The sequence below is a fragment of the Sinomonas sp. P10A9 genome (assembly GCF_041022165.1).
Lineage (GTDB): Bacteria > Actinomycetota > Actinomycetes > Actinomycetales > Micrococcaceae > Sinomonas > Sinomonas puerhi.
Genome location: NZ_CP163302.1, coordinates 3,231,235 through 3,252,014 on the forward strand (window position 1 = coordinate 3,231,235; position 20,780 = coordinate 3,252,014).

General features: G+C 68.6%; 15 protein-coding genes. 7 read left to right on the forward strand and 8 right to left on the reverse strand.

The window, feature by feature from the left end:
* Positions 1-69: 69 nt before the first annotated feature.
* Together AB5L97_RS14825 and AB5L97_RS14830 are read right to left on the reverse strand one after the other, a co-directional pair.
* Entirely contained in the window at positions 70-1,371 is a 1,302-nt protein-coding gene (locus AB5L97_RS14825) for a hypothetical protein (protein WP_369045223.1), read from the reverse strand.
* Positions 1,368-1,730, reverse strand: coding sequence for a PqqD family protein (locus AB5L97_RS14830; RefSeq protein WP_369045224.1), 363 nt, complete (start codon positions 1,728-1,730; stop codon positions 1,368-1,370). Before AB5L97_RS14830 ends, AB5L97_RS14825 begins: the two co-directional genes overlap by 4 nt.
* Before the next feature lie 193 nt (positions 1,731-1,923).
* On the opposite strand from AB5L97_RS14830, the gene AB5L97_RS14835 reads away from it, so the two are divergent.
* Together AB5L97_RS14835 and AB5L97_RS14840 are read left to right on the forward strand one after the other, a co-directional pair.
* Positions 1,924-3,009, forward strand: coding sequence for an LCP family protein (locus tag AB5L97_RS14835; protein ID WP_369045225.1), 1,086 nt, complete (start codon positions 1,924-1,926; stop codon positions 3,007-3,009).
* A 73-nt stretch (positions 3,010-3,082) separates the two neighbouring features.
* The gene (locus AB5L97_RS14840) at positions 3,083-5,293 is read left to right on the forward strand and encodes a S9 family peptidase (RefSeq protein WP_369045226.1); all 2,211 of its coding nucleotides are present in this window, start codon (positions 3,083-3,085) and stop codon (positions 5,291-5,293) included.
* A gap of 465 nt (positions 5,294-5,758) precedes the next feature.
* On the opposite strand, the gene AB5L97_RS14845 is transcribed toward AB5L97_RS14840, so the two are convergent.
* The 3 genes from AB5L97_RS14845 to pta form a co-directional block, all read right to left on the reverse strand.
* On the reverse strand, positions 5,759-7,249 hold the full coding sequence (locus AB5L97_RS14845) for an amino acid permease (protein ID WP_369045227.1): 1,491 nt from the start codon (positions 7,247-7,249) through the stop codon (positions 5,759-5,761).
* A 128-nt stretch (positions 7,250-7,377) separates the two neighbouring features.
* On the reverse strand, positions 7,378-8,529 hold the full coding sequence (locus AB5L97_RS14850; RefSeq protein WP_369045228.1) for an acetate/propionate family kinase: 1,152 nt from the start codon (positions 8,527-8,529) through the stop codon (positions 7,378-7,380).
* 9 nt (positions 8,530-8,538) lie between these two features.
* On the reverse strand, positions 8,539-10,662 hold the full coding sequence (gene pta, locus AB5L97_RS14855; protein WP_369045230.1) for a phosphate acetyltransferase: 2,124 nt from the start codon (positions 10,660-10,662) through the stop codon (positions 8,539-8,541).
* Between the two features lie 200 nt (positions 10,663-10,862).
* Between pta and AB5L97_RS14860 the strand changes: the two genes are divergently transcribed.
* From AB5L97_RS14860 to AB5L97_RS14880, 5 genes are all read left to right on the forward strand, one after another.
* On the forward strand, positions 10,863-11,324 hold the full coding sequence (locus AB5L97_RS14860) for a hotdog fold thioesterase (RefSeq protein ID WP_369045231.1): 462 nt from the start codon (positions 10,863-10,865) through the stop codon (positions 11,322-11,324).
* Positions 11,325-11,551: 227 nt separating this feature from the next.
* Entirely contained in the window at positions 11,552-12,823 is a 1,272-nt protein-coding gene (gene paaK, locus AB5L97_RS14865; RefSeq protein WP_307955971.1) for a phenylacetate--CoA ligase PaaK, read from the forward strand.
* Between the two features lie 22 nt (positions 12,824-12,845).
* Positions 12,846-13,502, forward strand: a complete 657-nt coding sequence (locus AB5L97_RS14870) for a TetR/AcrR family transcriptional regulator (protein ID WP_307955473.1) — start codon at positions 12,846-12,848, stop codon at positions 13,500-13,502.
* 155 nt (positions 13,503-13,657) lie between these two features.
* Positions 13,658-15,361 (forward strand): phospholipase C, encoded by a 1,704-nt coding sequence (locus AB5L97_RS14875; RefSeq protein ID WP_369045233.1) that lies wholly within the window; start codon positions 13,658-13,660, stop codon positions 15,359-15,361.
* A gap of 157 nt (positions 15,362-15,518) precedes the next feature.
* Positions 15,519-16,352: a DUF427 domain-containing protein gene (locus tag AB5L97_RS14880; RefSeq protein WP_369045234.1), complete on the forward strand. Its 834-nt coding sequence runs from the start codon at positions 15,519-15,521 to the stop codon at positions 16,350-16,352.
* 269 nt (positions 16,353-16,621) lie between these two features.
* Here the strand turns inward: AB5L97_RS14880 and AB5L97_RS14885 are convergent, their stop codons facing one another.
* Genes AB5L97_RS14885 through AB5L97_RS14895 form a run of 3 tightly spaced genes read right to left on the reverse strand, consistent with a single transcriptional unit; the run spans position 16,622 to position 20,720 of the window.
* On the reverse strand, positions 16,622-17,812 hold the full coding sequence (locus tag AB5L97_RS14885; RefSeq protein ID WP_369045235.1) for a mannitol-1-phosphate 5-dehydrogenase: 1,191 nt from the start codon (positions 17,810-17,812) through the stop codon (positions 16,622-16,624).
* Positions 17,809-19,815 carry a PTS mannitol transporter subunit IICBA gene (locus AB5L97_RS14890; RefSeq protein ID WP_307955469.1) on the reverse strand — a complete coding sequence of 669 codons (2,007 nt, stop codon included), beginning with the start codon at positions 19,813-19,815 and terminating at the stop codon, positions 17,809-17,811. Before AB5L97_RS14890 ends, AB5L97_RS14885 begins: the two co-directional genes overlap by 4 nt.
* Positions 19,816-19,868: 53 nt before the next feature.
* Positions 19,869-20,720, reverse strand: a complete 852-nt coding sequence (locus AB5L97_RS14895) for a TetR/AcrR family transcriptional regulator (protein WP_369045236.1) — start codon at positions 20,718-20,720, stop codon at positions 19,869-19,871.
* Positions 20,721-20,780 lie beyond the last annotated feature (60 nt).

Consider the following 20,780-nt stretch of genomic DNA (forward strand, 5'->3'; position numbering starts at 1 on the left):
GGCCCGCACAGGGCACAGATCATCGGCGCAAGTCTACCGGAGCCGATATTGGACCGGCGAAAGCACCCGTCACAGGACGACGTCGACGAGCCCGCTGGCCTTGAGCTCCGCCAACGCGGCATCAAGGATCGGCTCGTAGCCGTCAGGGAGTCCGATGCTGACCTCGAGGGCAGCCGCGAGGTCGGCGCGGGTCAATCCCGCTCCCCCCGTTGTCCCCGCGAGGGCGTCCCACACCGCCGGTGCAATGCCGCCCAAGCGCAGGAGCGTCGGTCCGGCGAGCACGAGCACCTCTGCCGCTCCCCCGTCGGCGCCGGGGACCGCAACCGCATCCACGACCTCACGGCGGCGGACCCGTCCCGGACCCGGGCCGGCGGCGCCACCCGGGGACGCCTTGGCGAGGGGCGGGACCGTCGCGCCCGAGGCGACCAGCGCGCCGTCGTGCGCGTCCCGCCATGAAGGCGCGAGCGCGGGGAGTGAGATCACATCCGGCAGGACGGCGGCAAGCTGCTCGGCCTCGGTGTAGCGCACCCGGACCGCACCGCCGCACGCGTCGAGGATCCCGCACAGCCAGGCGAGGGGCCGCTCGATCCTTGCCAGCGCGGACGTCTGGGGCGTGAGGTCGGTGATCGCGTCCGCATGCCCCACGGGCTCGACGACCGCAGCTTCGAGGCCCGCCTGCCGTTCCAGGAGCACGACGCCGGCGAGTGTCGCCCCGGCGGGTGCCCGCACAAGTCCAAGCTCATCGGGCCCGCGTTGGACCTTCGGCGCGGGCGGAGGATCGTCGATGACGGAGAGGGGCTTGGGGTACGGGAGGATCCGGCCCGAGCGGTCGACCGCCACGGTCTCGTCGCTCACGTAGCCGAACCGGGTCGCGAGCTGACGTGTGGCCGTGGTCTTGCCCATGCCGGAGCGGGCCACGAGGGCCACGGTCCGGCCCGTTCCGGGCTCCGCGAGGCCGGAGGCGTGGAGCATCATGAGCTCGCCCGCACGTTCCTCGATCGCCGCGACGGTCAGACTCGAGGTGAGGTAGGAGGCGAACTCAGGGACCGTCGCGGCCTCGACGGCGACCGGTGCCGCGCCGCCGACGGCGAGCACAGCCCGGACGCTGAACCCTCCCGTATCGGCGGGCTCGGGACTCTCCGCGGGTGAGTCCTTGCCGGCCGCGGCGGCCGCGAGCGCGTTGTCCTCGGGCGGGTTGTCGTCGTCGAGCGCGTCGTCGTCGGGCGCCTCGTGATCGGGGGAGTCGTCGAACACCGCATGGCACCGCGACCAGGCGGCCGCAAGCCGTGCGGCGTCCTCGTCGCCGATCCCGCGGCCCCAGTGGACCACGGCCGGCACGCCGATCAGCTCGAGCCGCATCGGCGCCGTCATGCGTCTGGTCCTACGGGGTGGCGGGGGGAATTCGTCTCGCCGAAGGCGTCCTCGGCGAGGCCTTCGTCAGCGGGACCCTCTTCGATGAGCCGACGCGAGGCGAGCTCGGCGAGGAAGCGCGAGACTTCGCGTCCGATTTCCTCATCCAACGCGGTCCCTGGCTCGGCGCCGTAGTCAGACCCGAGTTCCGCATGGATCTGGTCGTCGGTGCGCCGCCCGTCCACGAGGCACCAGATCCTTGCGGCCGAGCCCGTCAGGACGATAGGCCGCGTGGTGTCAACGTTGAGCACTGCAGCGCGCCCGCCGTCGTCGGAGACAACCTCCGCGACACGGCGGGCCCTGCGCCAGATGCGTGCCATGCGTCCCCTCTTCGTCCCCCATGCCGGTTCGGCCCGTGGCGTGGCCGGCTGGCTGTCCAGGTGCTGGCCGCCCAGATGCTGGCCGTCCACGTAGTGGCACCAGACCTCCGGTCCGTCGACATACTGGCGATGGCACACGGGTCATGTTGATACTATCCACAAACGTGACGCCAAACAGGGAGGGGGCTGTGCCGTGACGCTGCCTGGACAGGCCCCGGACGAGGCCACTGGAACAGTCTCCGAATCCGAAGATCAGAGCCGACCGAAGCGCCGAACGGGGCTCATTGTGCTCCTCTCCGCGCTAGGCGTCGTGGTGCTCGCTGCCGTCGTCGCGATCGTCTACCTCGCGAATGTGGCCGGGACGTTCGATTCGAAGACCGGGAAGATCGCCACGGCCTTCCCCCAGGAATCGACCCGCCCCTCGGCGACCCCTGCGGCGAACGGTAAGACGCCCGTCAACATCCTGCTCGTCGGTTCGGACAGCCGCGGCGCCACAATCGATCAGGCCGAGTCCGGCCAGGCGTCGGACCAGCGCTCGGACACGATGATGCTCGTGCACGTCCCCGCGGACCGCAAGAACGCGTACGTCGTCTCGATCATGCGGGACCTCTGGGTGCCGATCCCCGGCCACGGGACGGCGAAGATCAATGCCGCGCTCGCGTACGGCGGGGTCCCGCTCATGGTCGAAACCGTCGAATCGCTCCTGCACCAGCGCATCGACCACGTCGCGTTCATGGAATTCGACGGCTTCAAGGGCCTCACGGACGCAGTCGGCGGGGTCACGGTGAACGTCACGCGGCCGTTCTCCTCGACCATGGCCGAGAACCCGGGCCTACGCTTCGATGCAGGCCCGATGCACATGGATGGGAAGACCGCCTTCGCGTTCGTCCACGAGCGGTACGCGTTCGCCGACGGCGACTACCAGCGTGTGCGGAACCAGCAGACATATCTCAAGGCCCTCATGGCGCAGATCGCCAAGCCGGAGACGCTCGCGAACCCGGTCACCGTGAGCCAGATCGTGAGCCAGTTCTCGCCGTTCGTGACGGTGGACACCGGCCTCGACTCGAAGGCAGTCGCGGGGCTCGCCTTCGAGATGAAGGACATCCGCCCAGCCAGCGTCGTGAGCTTCACGCTTCCGACCTCCGGGGTCGGGACGTCCGCGGATGGGCAGTCGATCGTGAACTTCAACCAGGAGGCCACGGACGCCCTCGCCACGGCGATGGCCAACGGCACGGTGCCGCAGTACGTTGCCGATCGGAACCTGCAGAACGGCAACTGAGACCGCTCCCCTGCCCGGTGTCCCAGTCCCCCGGCGTGCGAGGACTGTCGTAGACGCCCGCTAATGTGGGGCCATGGCTGAAGCTCCCGTCGCGAAGAAGGTCCCCGCAGCACGCACGCACCACGGAGACACGTTCGTGGACGAGTACGAGTGGCTGCGGGACAAGGAGAACCCCGAGGTTGCCGCCCACCTGACGGCCGAGAATGCCTATACCGACGCCGTGACAGCGGACCAGCAGCCTCTGAGGGACGCGATCTTCGAGGAGATCAAGGGCCGCACCCAGGAGACCGACCTCTCCGTTCCCTCCCGCCGGGACGGCTGGTGGTACTTCTCGCGCACGGTTGAGGGCCAGCAGTACCCGATCTACTGCAGGGTCAAGGCTGCTGATGCGTCAGGCGCGCACGGCTCCCCTGCCGGTCCCGGCGAGGATCTGGCGGCATGGACGCCGCCCGCCGTCGTGCCCGGCACCCCGATCGAGGGCGAGCAGGTGCTCCTCGACGGCAACGCCGAGGCCGAGGGCCACCCGTTCTTCGCCCTTGGCGGCGCCGCCGTGACCCGGGACGGGAACCTGTACGCCTACTCGGTGGACCATTCCGGCGACGAGACCTTCACACTCCGGGTCAAGGACCTCCGCACCGGCGAGCACCTCCCGGAGGTCATCGAGAACGTCTTCTACGGGCTCGAGTTCGATCCCGAAGGCTCGCGCCTGTTCTACATGGTCGCGGACGAGTCATGGCGGCCCTATCAGGTGCGCGTGCACGTCCTCGGCACACCCGTGGACGAGGACACCGTGCTCTATCAAGAGGACGACGTCGCACAGTGGACTGGGATCGACCTGTCCGCCGACCGGCGGTGGCTCCTCGTGGGGATCGGAAACTCGGAGTACTCCGAGACACGCATGCTCAAGCTGACCGATCCCGACGCCCAGCTCGAGCTTCTGCTCGGTCGCGACGATCGGATCCTGCACTCCGCCGAGCCTTTCGAGCACGAGGGCCGTACCCGGGTGCTGCTCATGCACAATGGCCGGCCCGCAGGGCCCGAGGGTGCTGCGCCGAACAACATGGTCTCCCTCGTCGACCCGGCCGAGTTCGCAAAGCCGCTCGTCGAGCAGGAGTGGACCGCTCTCGTGGCCCACGACGACTCCGTGAAGATCGAGGGCGCGGACCTCACGGCGACCCACCTCATTGTCTCGCTGCGCCGGGACACGATCCCGACCCTTCGGTTCGCCCCGCTCGCCGATGCCGTCCGGGCCGCCGGCGCGGGGACTACGCCGACCTTCTCCGAGCCGGAGTTCGGCGAGGAGCTGTACACGGCGAACGGAGGCGCCTCCGAATACGGGGCGCCGCTCGTCCGGCTGAGCTTCACCTCCTACGTCACTCCCCCACAGGTCTATGACTACGTTCTGGCCACCGGCGAGCTGCTCCTGCGCAAGGAGACGCCCGTGCTCGGCGGGTACAGGCCGGCAGACTACGTCGCCGAGCGCGCCTGGGCGACGGCCGACGACGGCACCCGGGTTCCGCTCTCGGTGCTGCGGCGGGCTTCGGTGAAGCAGGACGGCTCGAACCCCGCGCTCGTCTACGGGTATGGCTCGTACGAGGTCAGCATGGACCCCGGCTTCGCGATCTCCCGGCTGAGCCTGCTGGACCGGGGCCTCGTGTTCGTCGTCGCGCACATCCGTGGCGGCGGTGAGCTCGGCCGGAGGTGGTACGAGGATGGCAAGAAGCTGCACAAGAGGAACACCTTCACGGACTTCGTCGCGGCCACGGACTGGCTCGCGGCCTCGGGGTGGGCGGACCCGAAGAGGATCGCCTGCATGGGCGGCTCGGCGGGCGGGCTGCTCATCGGCGCTGTCCTGAACCTCGCACCCGAGAAGTACGCCGCCGCCGTAGCTCAGGTCCCGTTCGTGGACGCGCTCACGACGATCCTCGACCCCGAGCTGCCGCTCTCCGCCCTCGAATGGGAGGAGTGGGGCAACCCGATCGAGGACGCAGAGGTGTACTCGTACATGAAGTCCTACACGCCGTACGAGAACGTCCACGCCGCCCCGTACCCGAAGGTCGCCGCCGTGACGAGCTTCAATGACACCCGCGTGCTGTACGTGGAGCCCGCGAAGTGGGTCCAGGTGCTGCGCGAGGCCACGAGCTCGGGGCAGCCGATCCTGCTCAAGACAGAGATGGATGCCGGGCACGGCGGGGCCTCGGGCCGGTACGAGGCGTGGAAGGACCGGGCCTGGGACTACGCATTCATCGCCGACGCCCTCGGCGCGCGGGACCTGCTCCCGTAGCATCCCGCGCCGAGGTCACCCCACCCAACGCCGAAGTCACCCCACCTGACGCCGAGATCACCCCGCACAACGCCGAAGTCACCCCCACCGACGCCGAGATCACCCCGCACAACGCCGAAGTCACCCCTCCGGCCAGGGCTGGGGGCGCCGTCTTCCGGCCTTCAGGCAGAACTCGGCGGAGCGTGAACCTCGCTGGTGCACAGTTCCGGTTTCGCCCTCACGCGCTCCTTTGGCGGACTGCCCTGCAAAAAAGAGATCTCCCATCAAGACAGGTGAGCCTCCCGAAGGGTACTTACTTGGCCCTTTGGCGTGGCGCCTTGGACCGGCAGACCCGACCTCGACACCACACGGGGTGACCTCAGCCCCACACCCGGTGACCTCGACGCCACACCCGGTGACCTCGACGCCACACCCGGTGACCTCGACGCCACACAGGGTGACCTCGGCGAGAAGGGGGGTGGTTAGCTAGGCTCTGGCGTCGACGCGATTGTCGGGCGTTCCAAGCGCCTGCGCCTCCGCCTCCGCCGCAGCAGCCCGCGAAGCCTCGCGGCGCTTCACAAGGAGCCAGCCGAGCCACAGGAGCACGGCGATCACGGGGACGCACAGGATCGTGTAGAGGCCGATCGGGAAGACCTCGCCCGTGGCCTTGTCGGTCATGCTGTCGAAGCCGATGAGCACCGTGATCGCGAGCAGGGCGGCGAGTCCCAGCCAGCTGGTCCAGGGCGAGCCCGGCATCGGGAGCGAGGACGCGGCGTCGCCCTTCTTCCTGCGGAGCATGATCTGCGAGGCGAAGATCGAGCCCCACGTGAAGATGACGCCGATCGAGGCGGTGTTGAGGGCAAGGTCGAACGCGTGGCTGCCGCCGGCCCAGATGTTCAGGACGATGCCCACGAGGTACACGGCACCGATCGCCAGGACGGCCGCGTAGGGCACGTAGCGGGAGGACATACGGGTGAGCCACGCCGGCGCATGGCCGTTGTCCGCCATGGTGCGGAAGATCCGCCCGATCGAGTAGAGCCCCGTGTTGGACGAGCTCAGCGCCGCGGTGATGACCACGAGGTTCATGACGGATCCGATCCAGCCGAGCCCGAGCTGGTCGAAGACCGTCACGAACGGGCTCACTCCGGCCTTGTACTGGTCAGAGGGCAGGAGCATCGCGAGGAGCAGGACAGAGCCGACGTAGAAGACGACGATACGCAGGACGACGGCGCGGATGGCCCGCGGAACCTCGCGCTTCGGATGCTCCATCTCGCCCGCCGTGATGCCCACGAGTTCGATCGCGTTGTAGGCGAAGATCACGGCATTGAGCACCAGGATCATGGCGAAGGCCCCGTGGGGGAACATCCCGCCGTCGCCCGAGACGAGGTTGGCCGGCGAAGCGTGGGTCGCGCCGACCTGGGTGTTGAGCACCACCATGACGGTCCCGGCGATGAGGAAGAGGGAGATCGCGCCGACCTTGAGCACGGACGCCCAGAACTCGAACTCTCCGAATGCCTTGACGCTCAGGAGGTTCACCGCGACGAGCATCACGAGGGCGCAGATGGCCGTGACCTCGACGGGGACATTGGGGAAGAAGTACTGGAAGTACAGGCCGATCGCGAGGAGCTCGGCGATGCCCGTCATCGCCCAGTTGACGAAGTACATCCACCCAGACAGGTAGGAACCCTTCGGCCCGAAGAGCTCCCCCGCGTAGCTCACGAACGAGCCCGAGGTCTGCCGGTACATGATGAGCTCGCCCAGCGCGCGCATGAGCAGGTAGGCGATGGTACCGGCGATCGCGTAGGAGAACACGAGCGCTGGCCCGGTCGAGGCAAGGCGTCCTCCGGCGCCCATGAAGAGCCCGACACCGATCGCCCCGCCCATGGCGATCATCTGGACGTGCCGTCGGGTCAGGGTCTTCTTGTAACCCTCAGCGGAGACTGCTGCGTCCCTCGTCGTGGGATGCTCGTGGGTCATCGTGGTCCTTCAGGAGATTCGACCGCGCCGGCGGGCGCGGGCCGCCGACCAGTGTAAGCACGATCGATGTGCTTCAGATCTCCCGTGTGGCCCAGATCTCGTGTGGGCTGTGTCTCTCCCCTCCGACGCTAGCCGCGCGCCGCGACACGCACGACGGCGGCCGTCGCCTCCGCGATCGCGCGCTCCTCGTCGGTGGGAACCACCAGCAGCGGAATGGCCGATTCAGGGGCCGAGACCGTGCGCGGATCCTTGGATCGCACGGCGTTGAGGTCGTCGTCGAGCACCACGCCGAGCGCCCCGAGGCGGGCAGCGACCCGGGCACGGAACGGCGCGGAGTTCTCCCCGATCCCGGCGGTGAACACGATGGCCGCGGCCCCGCCGACGGCCACGTGGTAGCCGCCGATGTACTTCGCGAGCCGGTAGGACGCGACGTCGAGCGCGATCGCCGCGTGCCGGTCCCCCGCATCCGCGGCCTCGACGACGGTGCGCATGTCGTTCGACCCCGCGAGCGCCGCAAGCCCGGACTCGCGGTTCAGCAGATGGTCGATCTCGTCCGCGGAGTGTCCCTGGCGGACGAGGAAGACCAGAATCGACGGATCGAGGTCCCCCGACCGCGTGCCCATGACGAGGCCCTCAAGCGGCGTGAACCCCATCGACGTGTCGATACTCTTTCCGCCCTGCACGGCGGTCGCGGAAACCCCGTTGCCAAGGTGGAGCACGACGCCGTCGAACTCCTCGGGCGCGACGCCGAGGAACGCGGCAGCACGCCCCGCGACGTACTGGTGCGAGGTCCCATGGAAGCCGTAGCGGCGGATCCCGTGGTGGGTGTAGAGCCAGTCCGGCACCGCGTAGCGCCAAGCGTGCTCGGGAAGCGTGCGGTGGTAGGCGGTGTCGAACACGGCAACCTGCGGCATGTCCGGCCACTTCGAGGCGATCGCGCGCAGACCCAGGACGTTCGCGGGGTTGTGGAGCGGAGCTAGCGGGTTGAGCCGCTCGATCGCCCGGATGATCTCGTTGTCCACGAGGACCGGCTCGGCGAAGCGCTCGCCGCCGTGGACCACCCGGTGCCCGACCGCATCGATGCGCCGGTCGCCGAGCACGGCGGCGAGCGCGGCGTCGAGGTCGCTGAGGGCCTGCGCGTGGTCGGCGGGACCGCCGTCGAACCCGATCCGCTCGACGACGCCCTCGGTGAGCACCGCCGACTCCGGCTCGGCCGCGTCGACGTCCCGCAGCTGGTACTTGAGGGACGAGGACCCGGAGTTGATGACGAGGACGAGCATGCGTGGCTCCTAGTTCTCCTGAGCGGTCGGCTGCACTGTATTCTGCTGCGCGTCCTGCTGCGCGATCTGCTGCGCCTGGATCGCGGTGATGGCCACCGTGTTGACGATGTCCTCGACCGTGCATCCACGCGACAGGTCGTTGACGGGCTTACGCAGTCCCTGGAGCACGGGCCCGACGGCCACGGCGCCCGCCGACTGCTGGACCGCCTTGTAGGTGTTGTTGCCCGTGTTGAGGTCCGGGAAGATGAACACGGTCGCCTGCCCGGCCACATCGGAACGCGGGAGCTTGGAGGCAGCGATCGAGGCGTCCACCGCGGCGTCGTACTGGATGGGGCCCTCGACGGCCAGGTCCGGCCGCCGTTCGCGCACGAGCTCGGTCGCCCGGCGCACCTTGTCGACCGACTCGCCGGTGCCCGAGCCCCCGGTCGAGTAGGAGAGCATCGCCACCCGCGGCTTGACCCCGAACTGGGCTGCCGTCTCGGCCGAGGCGAGTGCGATGTCAGCGAGCTGCGCCTCGTCCGGGTCCGGGTTGACGGCGCAGTCGCCGTAGACCAGCACGCGGTCCGCGAGGAGCATGAGGAACACCGACGAGACGATCTTCACGCCGGGCACGGTCTTGACGAACTCGAGCGCGGGCCGGATGGTGTGGGCGGTCGTGTGCGCGGCCCCGGAGACCATTCCGTCAACGATCCCGAGCTGGACCATCATCGTGCCGAAATAGCTCACGTCGAGCATGACCTCGAGGGCCTTCGCGAGGTCCACGCCGCGGTGGGCGCGCAGCCGCGCGTACTCCTCGGCGAAGCGCTCGCGCAGCGGCGAGAGTGCCGGGTTGACCACGTCGATCCCGGTCAGCGAGACGCCGTTCGCTGCGGCGATCTCGCGGACCTCGGCCTCGCTCCCGAGGAGGGTCAGATCGCACACGTCGCGGCGCCGGAGGATCTCGGCCGCCCTCAGAATGCGCACATCCGTGCCCTCGGGGAGCACGATCCGCTTGCGCTGGGCACGGGCGCGGCCGATCAGCTCATGGAGGAACCGCAACGGCGTCATCGTGTCGGGGCGAGGCAGGTTGAGTCGCTCGACGAGTTCGTCGTCGTCCACGTGCTGGGACCAGGCGCCGAGCGCGGAGGCGACCTTGCGGCGGTGTCCCGTCCAGATCTCGCTGCGGACCTCGGAGACGCCCCGCGCCGCATGGTACGTGTCCTCGTCATAGACGAAGACCGGGAACGGTGCCTGGGCGAGGAGCGGCAGCACGTGCGGGTCCGGAGGGAGGCCCCCGGTGAGCATCATGGCGGCCGGGACGGGGAACTCCGGAGAGAACGTCGAGGCGAGTGCTCCCACCATGACATCGGCCCTGTCCCCCGGCACGATCACGAGATCACCGCTCTCGAGCGCACCGATGAAGTTGGCCACGCTCATCGCGGCGACCTTCACCCCGCTGACCTCGCGCTCCATGTCCGCGCTCCCGGCGATCTGGCGGAGCCGAAGCGCCCCCGAGACCTCACCCGTCGTTGGGCGGGAGATCTCGGTGAGCTCGGGCAGGACGTAGACGGGCCGGTGGGAGAGGCCTGGCCGGATGACCGCATGGATCTGGTCGATGTGCTCGGGATCCGCGCGGTTGACCATCATGACGAGCAGGCTGCAGTGCGCGGCGTAGAGCTCCTTGCGGGCTACGTCGACGGCGTCGGCGATCTCCTCGGGCGTGCGGTCACGCCCGCTCACGACGGCGATCACGGGGCACCCGAGGTCGTTGGCGAGCCTCGCGTTGAGCGCGAACTCGACCGCGGAGTCCTGTCCGGTGAGGTCAGTGCCCTCGACGACGACGATGTCCACGTGGGTCGCGATCTCGGCGAACACCTCGACGCAGCGGGAGTCGATCTCCTCGCGCTGGCCCTCGGCGAGGAGCCGGCGCACCTCGCGCGCGGTGAGGCCGCCGCGGCACACGTCCGGCGCGAGGTGGAACCGCGAGCGCATGAGCGCGACCATGGGGTCCTCATCCGGACTCTCGCCCAGCACGACGGGCTTGAAGAACCCGATCCGGCCGGTGCGCGTGTGGAGGGCCTCGGCCACGCCGAGTGCGATCAGCGACTTGCCGGATCCCGGGGTCGTCGCGCTGACATAGATGCCTCGTGCCATGTGGGCTCCTGGTGATCTCGGTGCCGCCGGACTGCTCGCTCCAGTCTCTCAGGTGTTGCGCACGACGGCGCGCGTAACGTGCCGCTCTCGGGCAACCGCCCGCGCGAGTCGTCTCACGCCACGGTGTGCGCCTTGACACATCGGGGCCTGATGGGATTACCTAATGAACATTCGGTAAAGAATTGCGAGAGGTGCCACCTATGAGCGAAGTTGCTCCCGCCCACACGCTTGCCCACCCGATCCTCACCGACGACTTCGCGACGGAGTGGATGGGCCTGAAGGTCCTGGAACTGGGCGACGGCACAGCGACCGTCTCCGCGACGCTCCGCCGGGAGATGCTCAACGGCTTCGGGATCGCCCACGGGGGGATGCTCTTCGCGATCGCCGACTCGGCCTTCGCGCTCGCGTGCAACCCGCACGCCCCCGCCGAGGACCACAACACCATCACCGTTGCCGCAGGCGTGGACGTGAACTTCCTGGCACCCGCCCACGAGGGCGAGACCATCACAGCTGTCGCCGCCCAGCGCGCCCAGGCTGGCCGCAGCGGCGTGTACGACGTGCAGGTCTTCGCCTCGCCGGCAGGAAGCGCGCACACCGCCGATGCCCCCGGCCGCCTCGTCGCCGAGTTCCGGGGCCGCTCCCGCACCATCCCCAGGCGCTAGCCCACTGAAACCCAGGCGCTAGCCCACTGAAATCGCAGCGCTAGCCCACCGAACCCGCAACGGCGCCCACCCGCCGTCGTCCGCGAGACGCCCAGCCAGCACCAGACACATCCGAACCAGACAACGAAGTGAGCATCCCCTTGACCCAGACCGCTTCCGCCCCTGAGACCCCGACGTCCTCGGTGACCCCGGCGTTCGGCCCCGCCATCCTCGACGCCGAGGAGACGATGAGCCGCGACGAGATCGAGGCCCTCCAGCTGACCCGCCTGAAGGAGACCGTCAAGTACGCGTACGAACGCGTGCCGCACTACACGCGCAAGTTCGACGCGGCCGGCGTGCGCCCCGAGGACCTCAAGGAGCTCGACGACCTCGCCAAGTTCCCCTACACGACGAAGGAGGACCTCCGCGAGGAGTACCCCTTCGGGATGTTCGCGGTGCCGATGAACGAGGTGACCCGCATCCACGCCTCCTCGGGCACGACGGGCCGCCCCACCGTGGTCGGCTACACGCGGCAGGACCTCGACAACTGGGCCTCGATCGTGGCCCGCTGCTTCCGCGCCGCGGGCGTACGCCCGGGCATGAAGGTCCACAACGCGTACGGCTACGGCCTCTTCACGGGCGGCCTCGGCGCCCACTCCGGCATCGAGAAGCTCGGCGCGACCGTCATCCCGATGTCCGGCGGCCAGACCGAGAAGCAGATACAGCTCATCGAGGACTTCGCCCCGGACGCGATCTGCTGCACGCCCACCTACCTCCTCACCATCGGTGACGCGATGAGGCACAAGGGCATCGACCCTCGCAAGACTTCCCTCAAGTACGCCGTGCTCGGCGCCGAGCCGTGGACCAACGAGATGCGCACGGAGCTCGAGGAGATGTTCGACCTCAAGGCGTCCGACATCTACGGCCTCTCCGAGGTCATGGGCCCGGGCGTGGCCGGCGAGTCCGTCGAGACACAGGACGGCTCCCACATCTGGGAGGACCACTTCCGCCCGGAGATCGTGGACCCGTTCGATCTGGCCAAGACGATGTCCGACGGCGAGACGGGCGAGCTTGTCTTCACGTCCCTGACCAAGCAGGCCCTGCCGATCATCCGGTACCGCACCAAGGACCTCTCCACGCTGCTCCCGGGCACCGCGCGTCCGGGCCACCGCCGCATGGGCCGCATCTCGGGCCGCACGGACGACATGATCATCCTGCGCGGGGTGAACCTGTTCCCGTCGCAGATCGAAGAGATCGCCCTGCGGATCCCCGAGCTGAGCCCGCACTTCCAGCTCATCCTCACGCGCCCCGAGGGGCATCGCATGGACTCGCTCACGGTCAAGATCGAGCCCCGCGACGGCACGACCCCGGAGCAGCGCCAGGCCGCCGGCGCAACGCTGCGCCAGCAGATCAAGATCCACGTCGGGTCCTCGTGTGTGATCGATGTCGTGGAGCCCGGCTCGCTCGAGCGCTCGAACGGCAAGCTCCGCCGCATCTACGACCTGCGCAGTCAGGCGTAGGCACCCGCCTAGACTGTCCCCCATGCCCACGACCACAACAGATGCCGACGGACGCGTGCCGTCCGGTCCAACGCCCTCCGGAAACGTGCCGTCCGGACGGCGGGGGCGCCCGGGCTACGACCAGCAGTCCGTGCTGAATGTGGCGGTCGAGGTCTTCAACCGCCACGGCTACGACGCGACCTCGATGGGGATCCTCGCCGAGAACCTGGGCATCTCGAAGTCGGCGATCTACCACCACGTGCCCTCCAAGGAGGACCTGCTCTCCCTCGCGCTCGAGCAGGCGCTCGGTGGTCTCGAGTCCGTGTGGGAGGCGCCCGCCTCGCAGTCCGGGACCGCCGAGGAGCGGCTCGAGTTCGTGGTCCGCTCCACGGTGGGCGTGCTGGTGGACAGGCTGCCTTTCGTCACCCTGCTCCTGCGCGTGCGCGGGAACACCGAGACGGAGCGGGCGGCCCTCGAGCGCAGGCGCGGGTTCGACCGCAAGGTCGCCGGGCTCATCGACGAGGCGCGCGCCGAGGGGACGGTGCGCACCGACATCGACCCGCGCACGGTCGCTCGCCTCCTCTTCGGCACGATCAACTCGATCGTCGAGTGGTACCGGCCCGGCGGCTCCCTCACCCCGCAGCGGCTCGCGGACGACGTCGTGACCGTCCTCTTCGACGGTCTGCACACGCGCAACTGAGGCTCACAGCCTCCTCACAGGAAAAATGAACGTTGGCTGAATTGATCGGCAAATAGGGCTTCTCGGGCTGCGCATGGCCTTAGGGTCAGTGCGGGGATTCATGTAAACACTCGCACCCTCGGGGTCACCATCCGCCTCGAGAAAGCACACCGCCGATGTCGAAGTTCAGCATCCGTGCCGCGGCAGCAACGAGCGCGTTCGCGCTCACAGCTGCCACGGTTGGAGGGGCCGTCGCTGCCCTGCCCGCGCAGGCCGCGTCGTCTACAGCCACACCCATCAAGCATGTCGTCGTGATCTTCGGGGAGAACGTCTCGTTCGACCACTACTTCGCGACCTACCCGAACGCCGCCAACACCGCCGGTGAGAGGGTCCAGGGAACGGGAACCGCGGCGTCGTCCTTCACGGCCGCCGCCAACACGCCCAAGAACATCAACACGCTCGAGAACGCGAACCTGCTCGCGCCGAACAACCCCAACTCGGTCCAGCCCGCGCGCCTCTCGCCCGCCCAGGCCGTGACGTGTGACCAGAACCACGAGTACACCGCCGAGCAGAAGGCCTACAACGGCGGCCTCATGAACAAGTTCGTCGAGAACACGAGCACGGACACGTGCAAGGCTCCCATGTACTCCGCGCCCGGCCTCACCATGGACTACTACGACGGCAACACCGTCACGGGCCTCTGGAACTACGCCCAGCACTTCGCGATGAGCGACAACAGCTTCAGCGACACGTTCGGGCCGTCCACGCCGGGCGCGCTCAACCTTGTGGCTGGTCAGACCCACGGCGTCACGAGCGTCGATGCGTTCACGGGCAAGCCGACCGCCACCCCTGACCCCTACACGGTCAAGTCCCCGAACGCCGCCGGCGTCGGCACCATGACCGAGGACCCGGATCCGGCCTTCGACGACTGCTCGGACAACAGCCACGCCAAGTCCTTCGCGCTCGCATCGATGAGCGGCAAGAACGTCGGCGACCTGCTCAACGATAAGAACGTCTCGTGGGGCTGGTTCCAGGGCGGCTTCACGCCGAACGGCACCAAGAAGATCGGCGGCACCGACTACGCGCAGTGCACCACCGCGCACGCGAACATCGTCGGCGGCTCCCGGATCGACTACAACCCGCACCACGAGCCGTTCCAGTACTACGCGTCGACGTCGAACCCCCACCACCTCGCCCCGGCGAGCGACGCCGAGATCGGCCACAACGGCCGGGCCAACCACCAGTACGACCTGACGTCGTTCGACAAGGTGGTCAACTCGGACAACATGCCGGCCGTGTCGTTCCTCAAGGCGCCGAACTACCAGGACGGGCACGCCGCGTACTCCGACCCGATCGACGAGCAGAAGTTCGTGGTCGAGCAGATCAACGCGATCCAGAAGTCGCAAAACTGGGACTCCACCGCGATCGTCCTCGCCTACGATGACTCCGACGGCTGGTACGACCACGTCGCGACGAAGGTCCTCAACGCGTCGAACGACCCGAAGGAAGACGCCGCGTGGTGCATGGATGCCGCGAAGGCAGGCGCGCCAATCCTCAATGGCTACGCCGACCGCTGCGGCCCCGGCCCGCGCCAGCCGCTCCTCGTGGTCTCGCCGTTCGCGAAGCGCAACTTCGTCGACCACACGGTCACGCAGCAGTCCTCGATCCTGCGCTTCGTCGAGGACAACTGGGGCCTCGGCCGCCTCGGCGACGGTTCGTTCGACTCGATCGCCGGCTCGCTGGGGAACATGTTCAACTTCAACGCACAGCCCCGCCACGACGGCCTGATCCTCGACCCGACGACGGGTACCGTGGTCCAGCCCGCCTACTGTGCCGGCAACAACGGCCTGCACCTCGGCCAGGGCGGCTCCTGCAGCTAGCCCGGCCCGTCGCCAGCCTCTGGCCGGCTGAGCGCCACGTACAACCGCCCCTGGCGGGCATGACCGCTGGTTTCGACCGGCTGTCATGCCCCTCAGGGGCGGTTGTGCATTGTGGGCGGGGCTTGCTACCTTCCGCGCGCAGGCACAGGCTGGCCCTATGGCCGTCAGGATTTCCCATGAACTCAAGCGCCTCGGGCCGCAGCTGAGGTACGAGCCCACCCCGAAGCGCCTGCGCGCGCGATTCGGCGACGCTCCCGTGCTCGACTCGCGGCGCGCCGTCGTCCTCTGGGAACCCGAGCGGTACCTGCCGGTCCACGCGGTACCCGAGGACGACGTCGTCGCGCGCCTGGAGCCACTCGGCGCGGAGTCCGGTCCGGCCCCGCATCTTCCGGGGCCGGCGAGCTCGCCCTACCCCTTCTCGCCGCACACCGCCGACGGCGAGCCGCTCACGGTCGTCGTTGGCGGCACAGACGGCGCCCGCCTGCCGGACGCGGCCTTCCGTCTGGCCGACCCGGATCTGGCCGGCTATGTCGCCTTCGATACAGACGCCTTCACATGGTTCGAGGAGGACGAGCCGGTGATCGGGCATCCGAGGGACCCGTTCAGCCGGATCGACATGCGTGCGACCGGGGTACGGATGCGCGTCACGCTCGACGGCGTGGTGCTCGCGGAGTCGTCCGAAACCGTGCGGCTCTTCGAGGGCCGGCTGCCGCCGCGAACGTACTTCCGCCCCGAGGACGTCGTCTGGGACCGCCTCGAGCCGGACTCGCTGCGCACCATCTGCCCGTACAAAGGCGTGGCCGTGTACTGGTCGGCCCCGGGCCTCGGAGACGGCAGACCTTTGGCCTGGAGCTATGGCGCCGGCGCGCCTGGCCTCCCCGGGTTCCCCGAAATGGCTCAGATCCACGGCCGTGTCGCCTTCTTCGACGAGCGTGTCGACACCGAGGCCGACGGCGCCGCCGTGCCCCGGCCCCAGACGTCATGGACCTAGGGGCTCGCGTAGAGACCGTCGACTCAGTTACGGCAAACGTTGCCGTCGTCTTGGCATCTCACGCGGTCGCACCTATAGTCGAAAACGTGACCTGCATCTCAATGACGCGATGCAGGTTTTCTTCTGCCCCCTTGCAGCTGGTGGCGTGACACCCCCGCCGAACCGATGCGGGGTCACCACCCAACGATGCGGGGTCACCTCTCACACGAGAGGTGACCCCGCATCCGCGAGAGGTGACCCCGCAACGGAAGCGAAGCCCAGGGGCGCGGTCAGACGGGCTGCGCGGCGCGTGCCTCCTTGACGACCGTGACGACCGCGTCGTGCAGCGGGTGACCGGGGGCAAGTCCCGTGAGCTCCTCAGCCAGTGCGGCATCCGTCGAATCCCCGCCGAGCATCGCCTGAAGGCGCATGGCTTCCTCGTCGTCGGGCACATCGAAGGCGAGGGCCGCCCCCATCGCCTCGAGCAGCGCATCGGCGGGCATCCCGCGCTCGGCCAGTTCCGCGGCGGGACCCACGAACCGCTCGTGCCGCGAAAGCTTGCGCAAGGGCGCACGGCCCACGCGCTCCACGGTGTCCGGCAGTTCAGGGTTCGCGAAGCGGCCGAGGATCTTCTCGACGTATGCCTGCTGCTGCTCTGGGGCAAATCCGTACTTTGCGACGAGGAGGGCCTTCGTCTCGGCCAGGACCGCCTCGACCTTGGCATGGACCTCGGGCAGCGCGAGCGCGTCGGAGATCTTCTCCGCGCCAGCACGCCTCCCGAAGTAGGCCGACGACGCGTGTCCCGTGTTGACGGTGAAGAGCTTGCGCTCGATGTACGGCCCGAGTGAGTCGACCCACGTGACGCCGGGGATCTCGGGGGCATCGTCCCCGAACGGTCCCTGCTCGATCGCCCACTCGAAGTATGGCTCGACCCGGACGTCGATGCCTTGCCCCGGAGCCTGGGCGGGCACGATCCGGTCCACCGCAGTGTTGGCGAAGACGGCGCGCGCGTCCACGGCGTCGTCGTCGAGCCCCTCCTCCGAGGCCGCGGCGCGCACCGAGGCCTCGAGGATGTCCGTCGCGTTGATCGCGTTCTCGCACGCCATGACCGCGAGCGGGCCGGCGGCCGCCGGACGGGCGGCGATGCCGCGCGCGATGGCCGGGGCCACGAACTTGAGGATGTTGGGCCCCACGGCCGTGGTCACGATGTCCGCATCAGCAATCCGGTCAACGAGCTCGGCCTCGTTCGTGGCCGAGTTCACGCCCACGTAGCCGTCCACGACATGGTCGACGCCGCCCTCGCCCACCTCGTGCACGGTGTACGACGGCGTCGCGTTGATCGCGTCGATGAGCGGGGCCGCGACGTCTGCGAACACGAGTCGGTAGCCGGCGTTGTGCAGGAGCAGCCCCACGAAGCCGCGGCCGATGTTGCCGGCCCCGAAGTGTACGGCCGTCCTGGACGCCCCGGAAACCTCACTCATGCGTTGACCTTCCCGAGGATGTCGAGGATCTCGTCGACCGTCGCGGCGGATTCGAGCTGCGCCACCTGCTCCTTGTCGCCGAAGACCTTCGCGATCTTGGCCAGGATGCCGAGGTGCTCCTTGCCCTTGCCCGCGATCCCCACGACGAACTTCACCGGCTTGCCGTTCCAGTCGATCGGCTGCGCGTACCGGGCGAACGTGACGGCCGAGGACTGGATGTGGTCCTTGGCCTCGTTCGTGCCGTGCGGGATGGCGAGGAAGTTGCCCATATAGGTCGAGACGGACCGCTCGCGCTCGTGCATCGACGCGATGTAGGCGTCGTCGACTGCGCCGGCATCCTTCAGGAGCCTTCCCGCCTCGTCGATGGCACCGGACATGTCACCCGCGGCGCCGGCCAGGACGACCGACTCACGCCGCAGCACCTGTGCCGGGCGCGTGGTACCCGCGGCGGGCGCGGTCACGGCGTCGGCTGCGGGCGACGGCGCGACGTCACCGGCCGTCGGCGCTTCGCCGTACCCGTTGGCGGCCTGCTCGTCCAGCAGCGCGACGATCTCGTCGTACTTCGGGCTGCCCATGAAGTTGTCGACCGTCACGAGTTGGGCGCTCGGCGTCTTCTGCCCGGCGCGCAGGGCGAGGTCCTGGTGGACCACGACCAGATCGTACGTGTCGGTGAGGTTCGCGATGGCGGCATTCGTGACCTTCACATCGCCATGGCCGGCGGCCTTGATCTTGTTGCGGAGCACCGAGGCCCCCATCGCGGAGGAGCCCATGCCGGCATCGCACGCGAACACGATGTTCTTGATGTCGGTGGCGAGTGCAACGCCGCCCGCCGTCCCACCGCCGACAAGCAGGCTCGAGGCCATGGACTTCTTGCCCTTCATGCCCTCCATCTGCGTCGTGGCGGCGGCAAGGTCGCCCTCGCCCTTGTCCTTGGACGTGCGCAGGATGACCGAGGCGATGACGAATGAAACGGTGCAGGCGAGAAGCACCGAAAGGATCACGCCGAAGTAGCTACCCCTCGCCGTCTGGGCCAGGACCGCGAGTATCGAGCCCGGAGCAGCAGGCGCCACGAGACCGGACTGGGTGATCGCGAGGGTAGCGATGCCCGTCATGCCGCCCCCGATCGTGGCGAGGATGAGGATCGGCTTCATGAGCACGTACGGGAAGTAGATCTCGTGGATCCCGCCGAGGAAGTGGATGATCGCGGCGCCAGGCGCGGACGCCTTCGCGGCCCCCTTGCCGAAGAAGGAGTAGGCGAGCAGGACGCCGAGGCCCGGGCCGGGATTCGCCTCGAGGAGGAACAGGATGGACTTGCCCGAGTCGAGGGACTGCTGAATACCGAGCGGCGTAAGGACGCCGTGGTTGATGGCGTTGTTGAGGAACAGGACCTTGGCCGGCTCGATGAGGATCGAGGTAAGCGGCAGGAGATTGCTGTCGACGAGGAAGTGGACCCCGTCACTCGCCCTTTCCGTCAGGTACACGACGACCGGGCTGATCGCGTAGAAGCCCACGAGCGCGAGCAGCGCGCCCCAGATGCCGGCCGAGAAGTTGTTGATGAGCATCTCGAAGCCGGGCCTGATCTTGTGCGTCCAGATGGCGTCGAGCTTCTTCATGGTCCAGCCGCCGAGGGGACCCATGATCATCGCGCCGATGAACATAGGAATCCCCGCGCCGATGATGACGCCCATGGTCCCGATGGCCCCGACGACGCCGCCGCGGACGTCGTAGACGGCCTTGCCGCCCGTGTAGGCGATGAGCAGGGGAAGGAGGTAGGTGATCATCGGCCCGACGAGCCCGACATAGGGCACGCCGGCCGCATCCTTCCCGAACCCGCCGAGGGCTCCGATCGGGATGTAGCCCTTCTCGATGAAGAGGGCGGTAATGAGGCCCCAGGCGATGAACGCGCCGATGTTCGGCATGATCATGCCTGAGAGGAAGGTACCGAATCTCTGCACCCCGGCGCGGGCCGTGTGCAGGCGCGACGGCGCTGCTGTGGTCGACATGGAGATCCTGCTTTCGTTTCAGGACGCAGCACGCGGCTGCGGGGATGGAAAGGTCAGCCCGTCTGTTCTGGATCGAGCGGCCGGTCCGGCGCGGCGGCGGGCGTCGTCGAGAGCCGGTGGAGCCATTCCAGGAAGAGCTTCATCTCGGTCCCGGACAGCTGGTCCGGATGCGAGGACTGGAGTGTCGCGTTGAGGGCGATGGCGGCGGCCACGTAGCTCGGCTGCCCGTCCCCTCCGGCCGACGCTCCGGCGTGAGGTGTATCGACGATGCTGGGGTCTATGAGTACCGAACGCAGCACCGCGTTACGGGTCTGAGTCGATAGGGGCGAGGCGACGAGGGCCTTGACGCGTGCCTCCGCCGCAGCAGGGGTCTCGGAGCTCTCGGCGATGAGCATGAGGGTCACTCCGATGTTGGACGCGAGGACGGCCCTCGCTGCCTCGCCGGGTGGAACGGCGAGCTGTCCTGCGACGGCGAGGCGGCTGAGCTCCCTCTCGAGGAGCCGCTCGGCTTCCACGACGACGGCGGGCCGCAGCCCTGTTCCCGCGCCGAACATGAGCACGTAGAGCTGCTCGTGCGTCACGCCGAATTCAACGTGGACGTCCCAGAGCCCCTTGATGTCATGGATCGGCGATTCGGACCGCTCGATGCTTCCTTCGCGGCCCATGAATTCCTCGAACCCCCGCGCCACGACGGCCCCCATGAGGCCGTCCTTGTCGCCGAAGTGGTGGTACAGCGTGGGTGCCGTCACGCCCGCTCGCTCGGTGATCTGCCGAGTCGAGACGGGGCTTCCGCCGGAATCGGCCACGAGGTCGAGGGCCGCCCGGAGGATGCGCTCCCTCGGGGAGGGAGCCGGGGTCGGTGGACCCTGGGCCTCTCCTGCGAGGTCCGTCACATCGTCACGCATGGCCGCTAGCGTAACGGATATAGCATTGCTACACAAGAAGCCTTAGTGATGCGTATCACT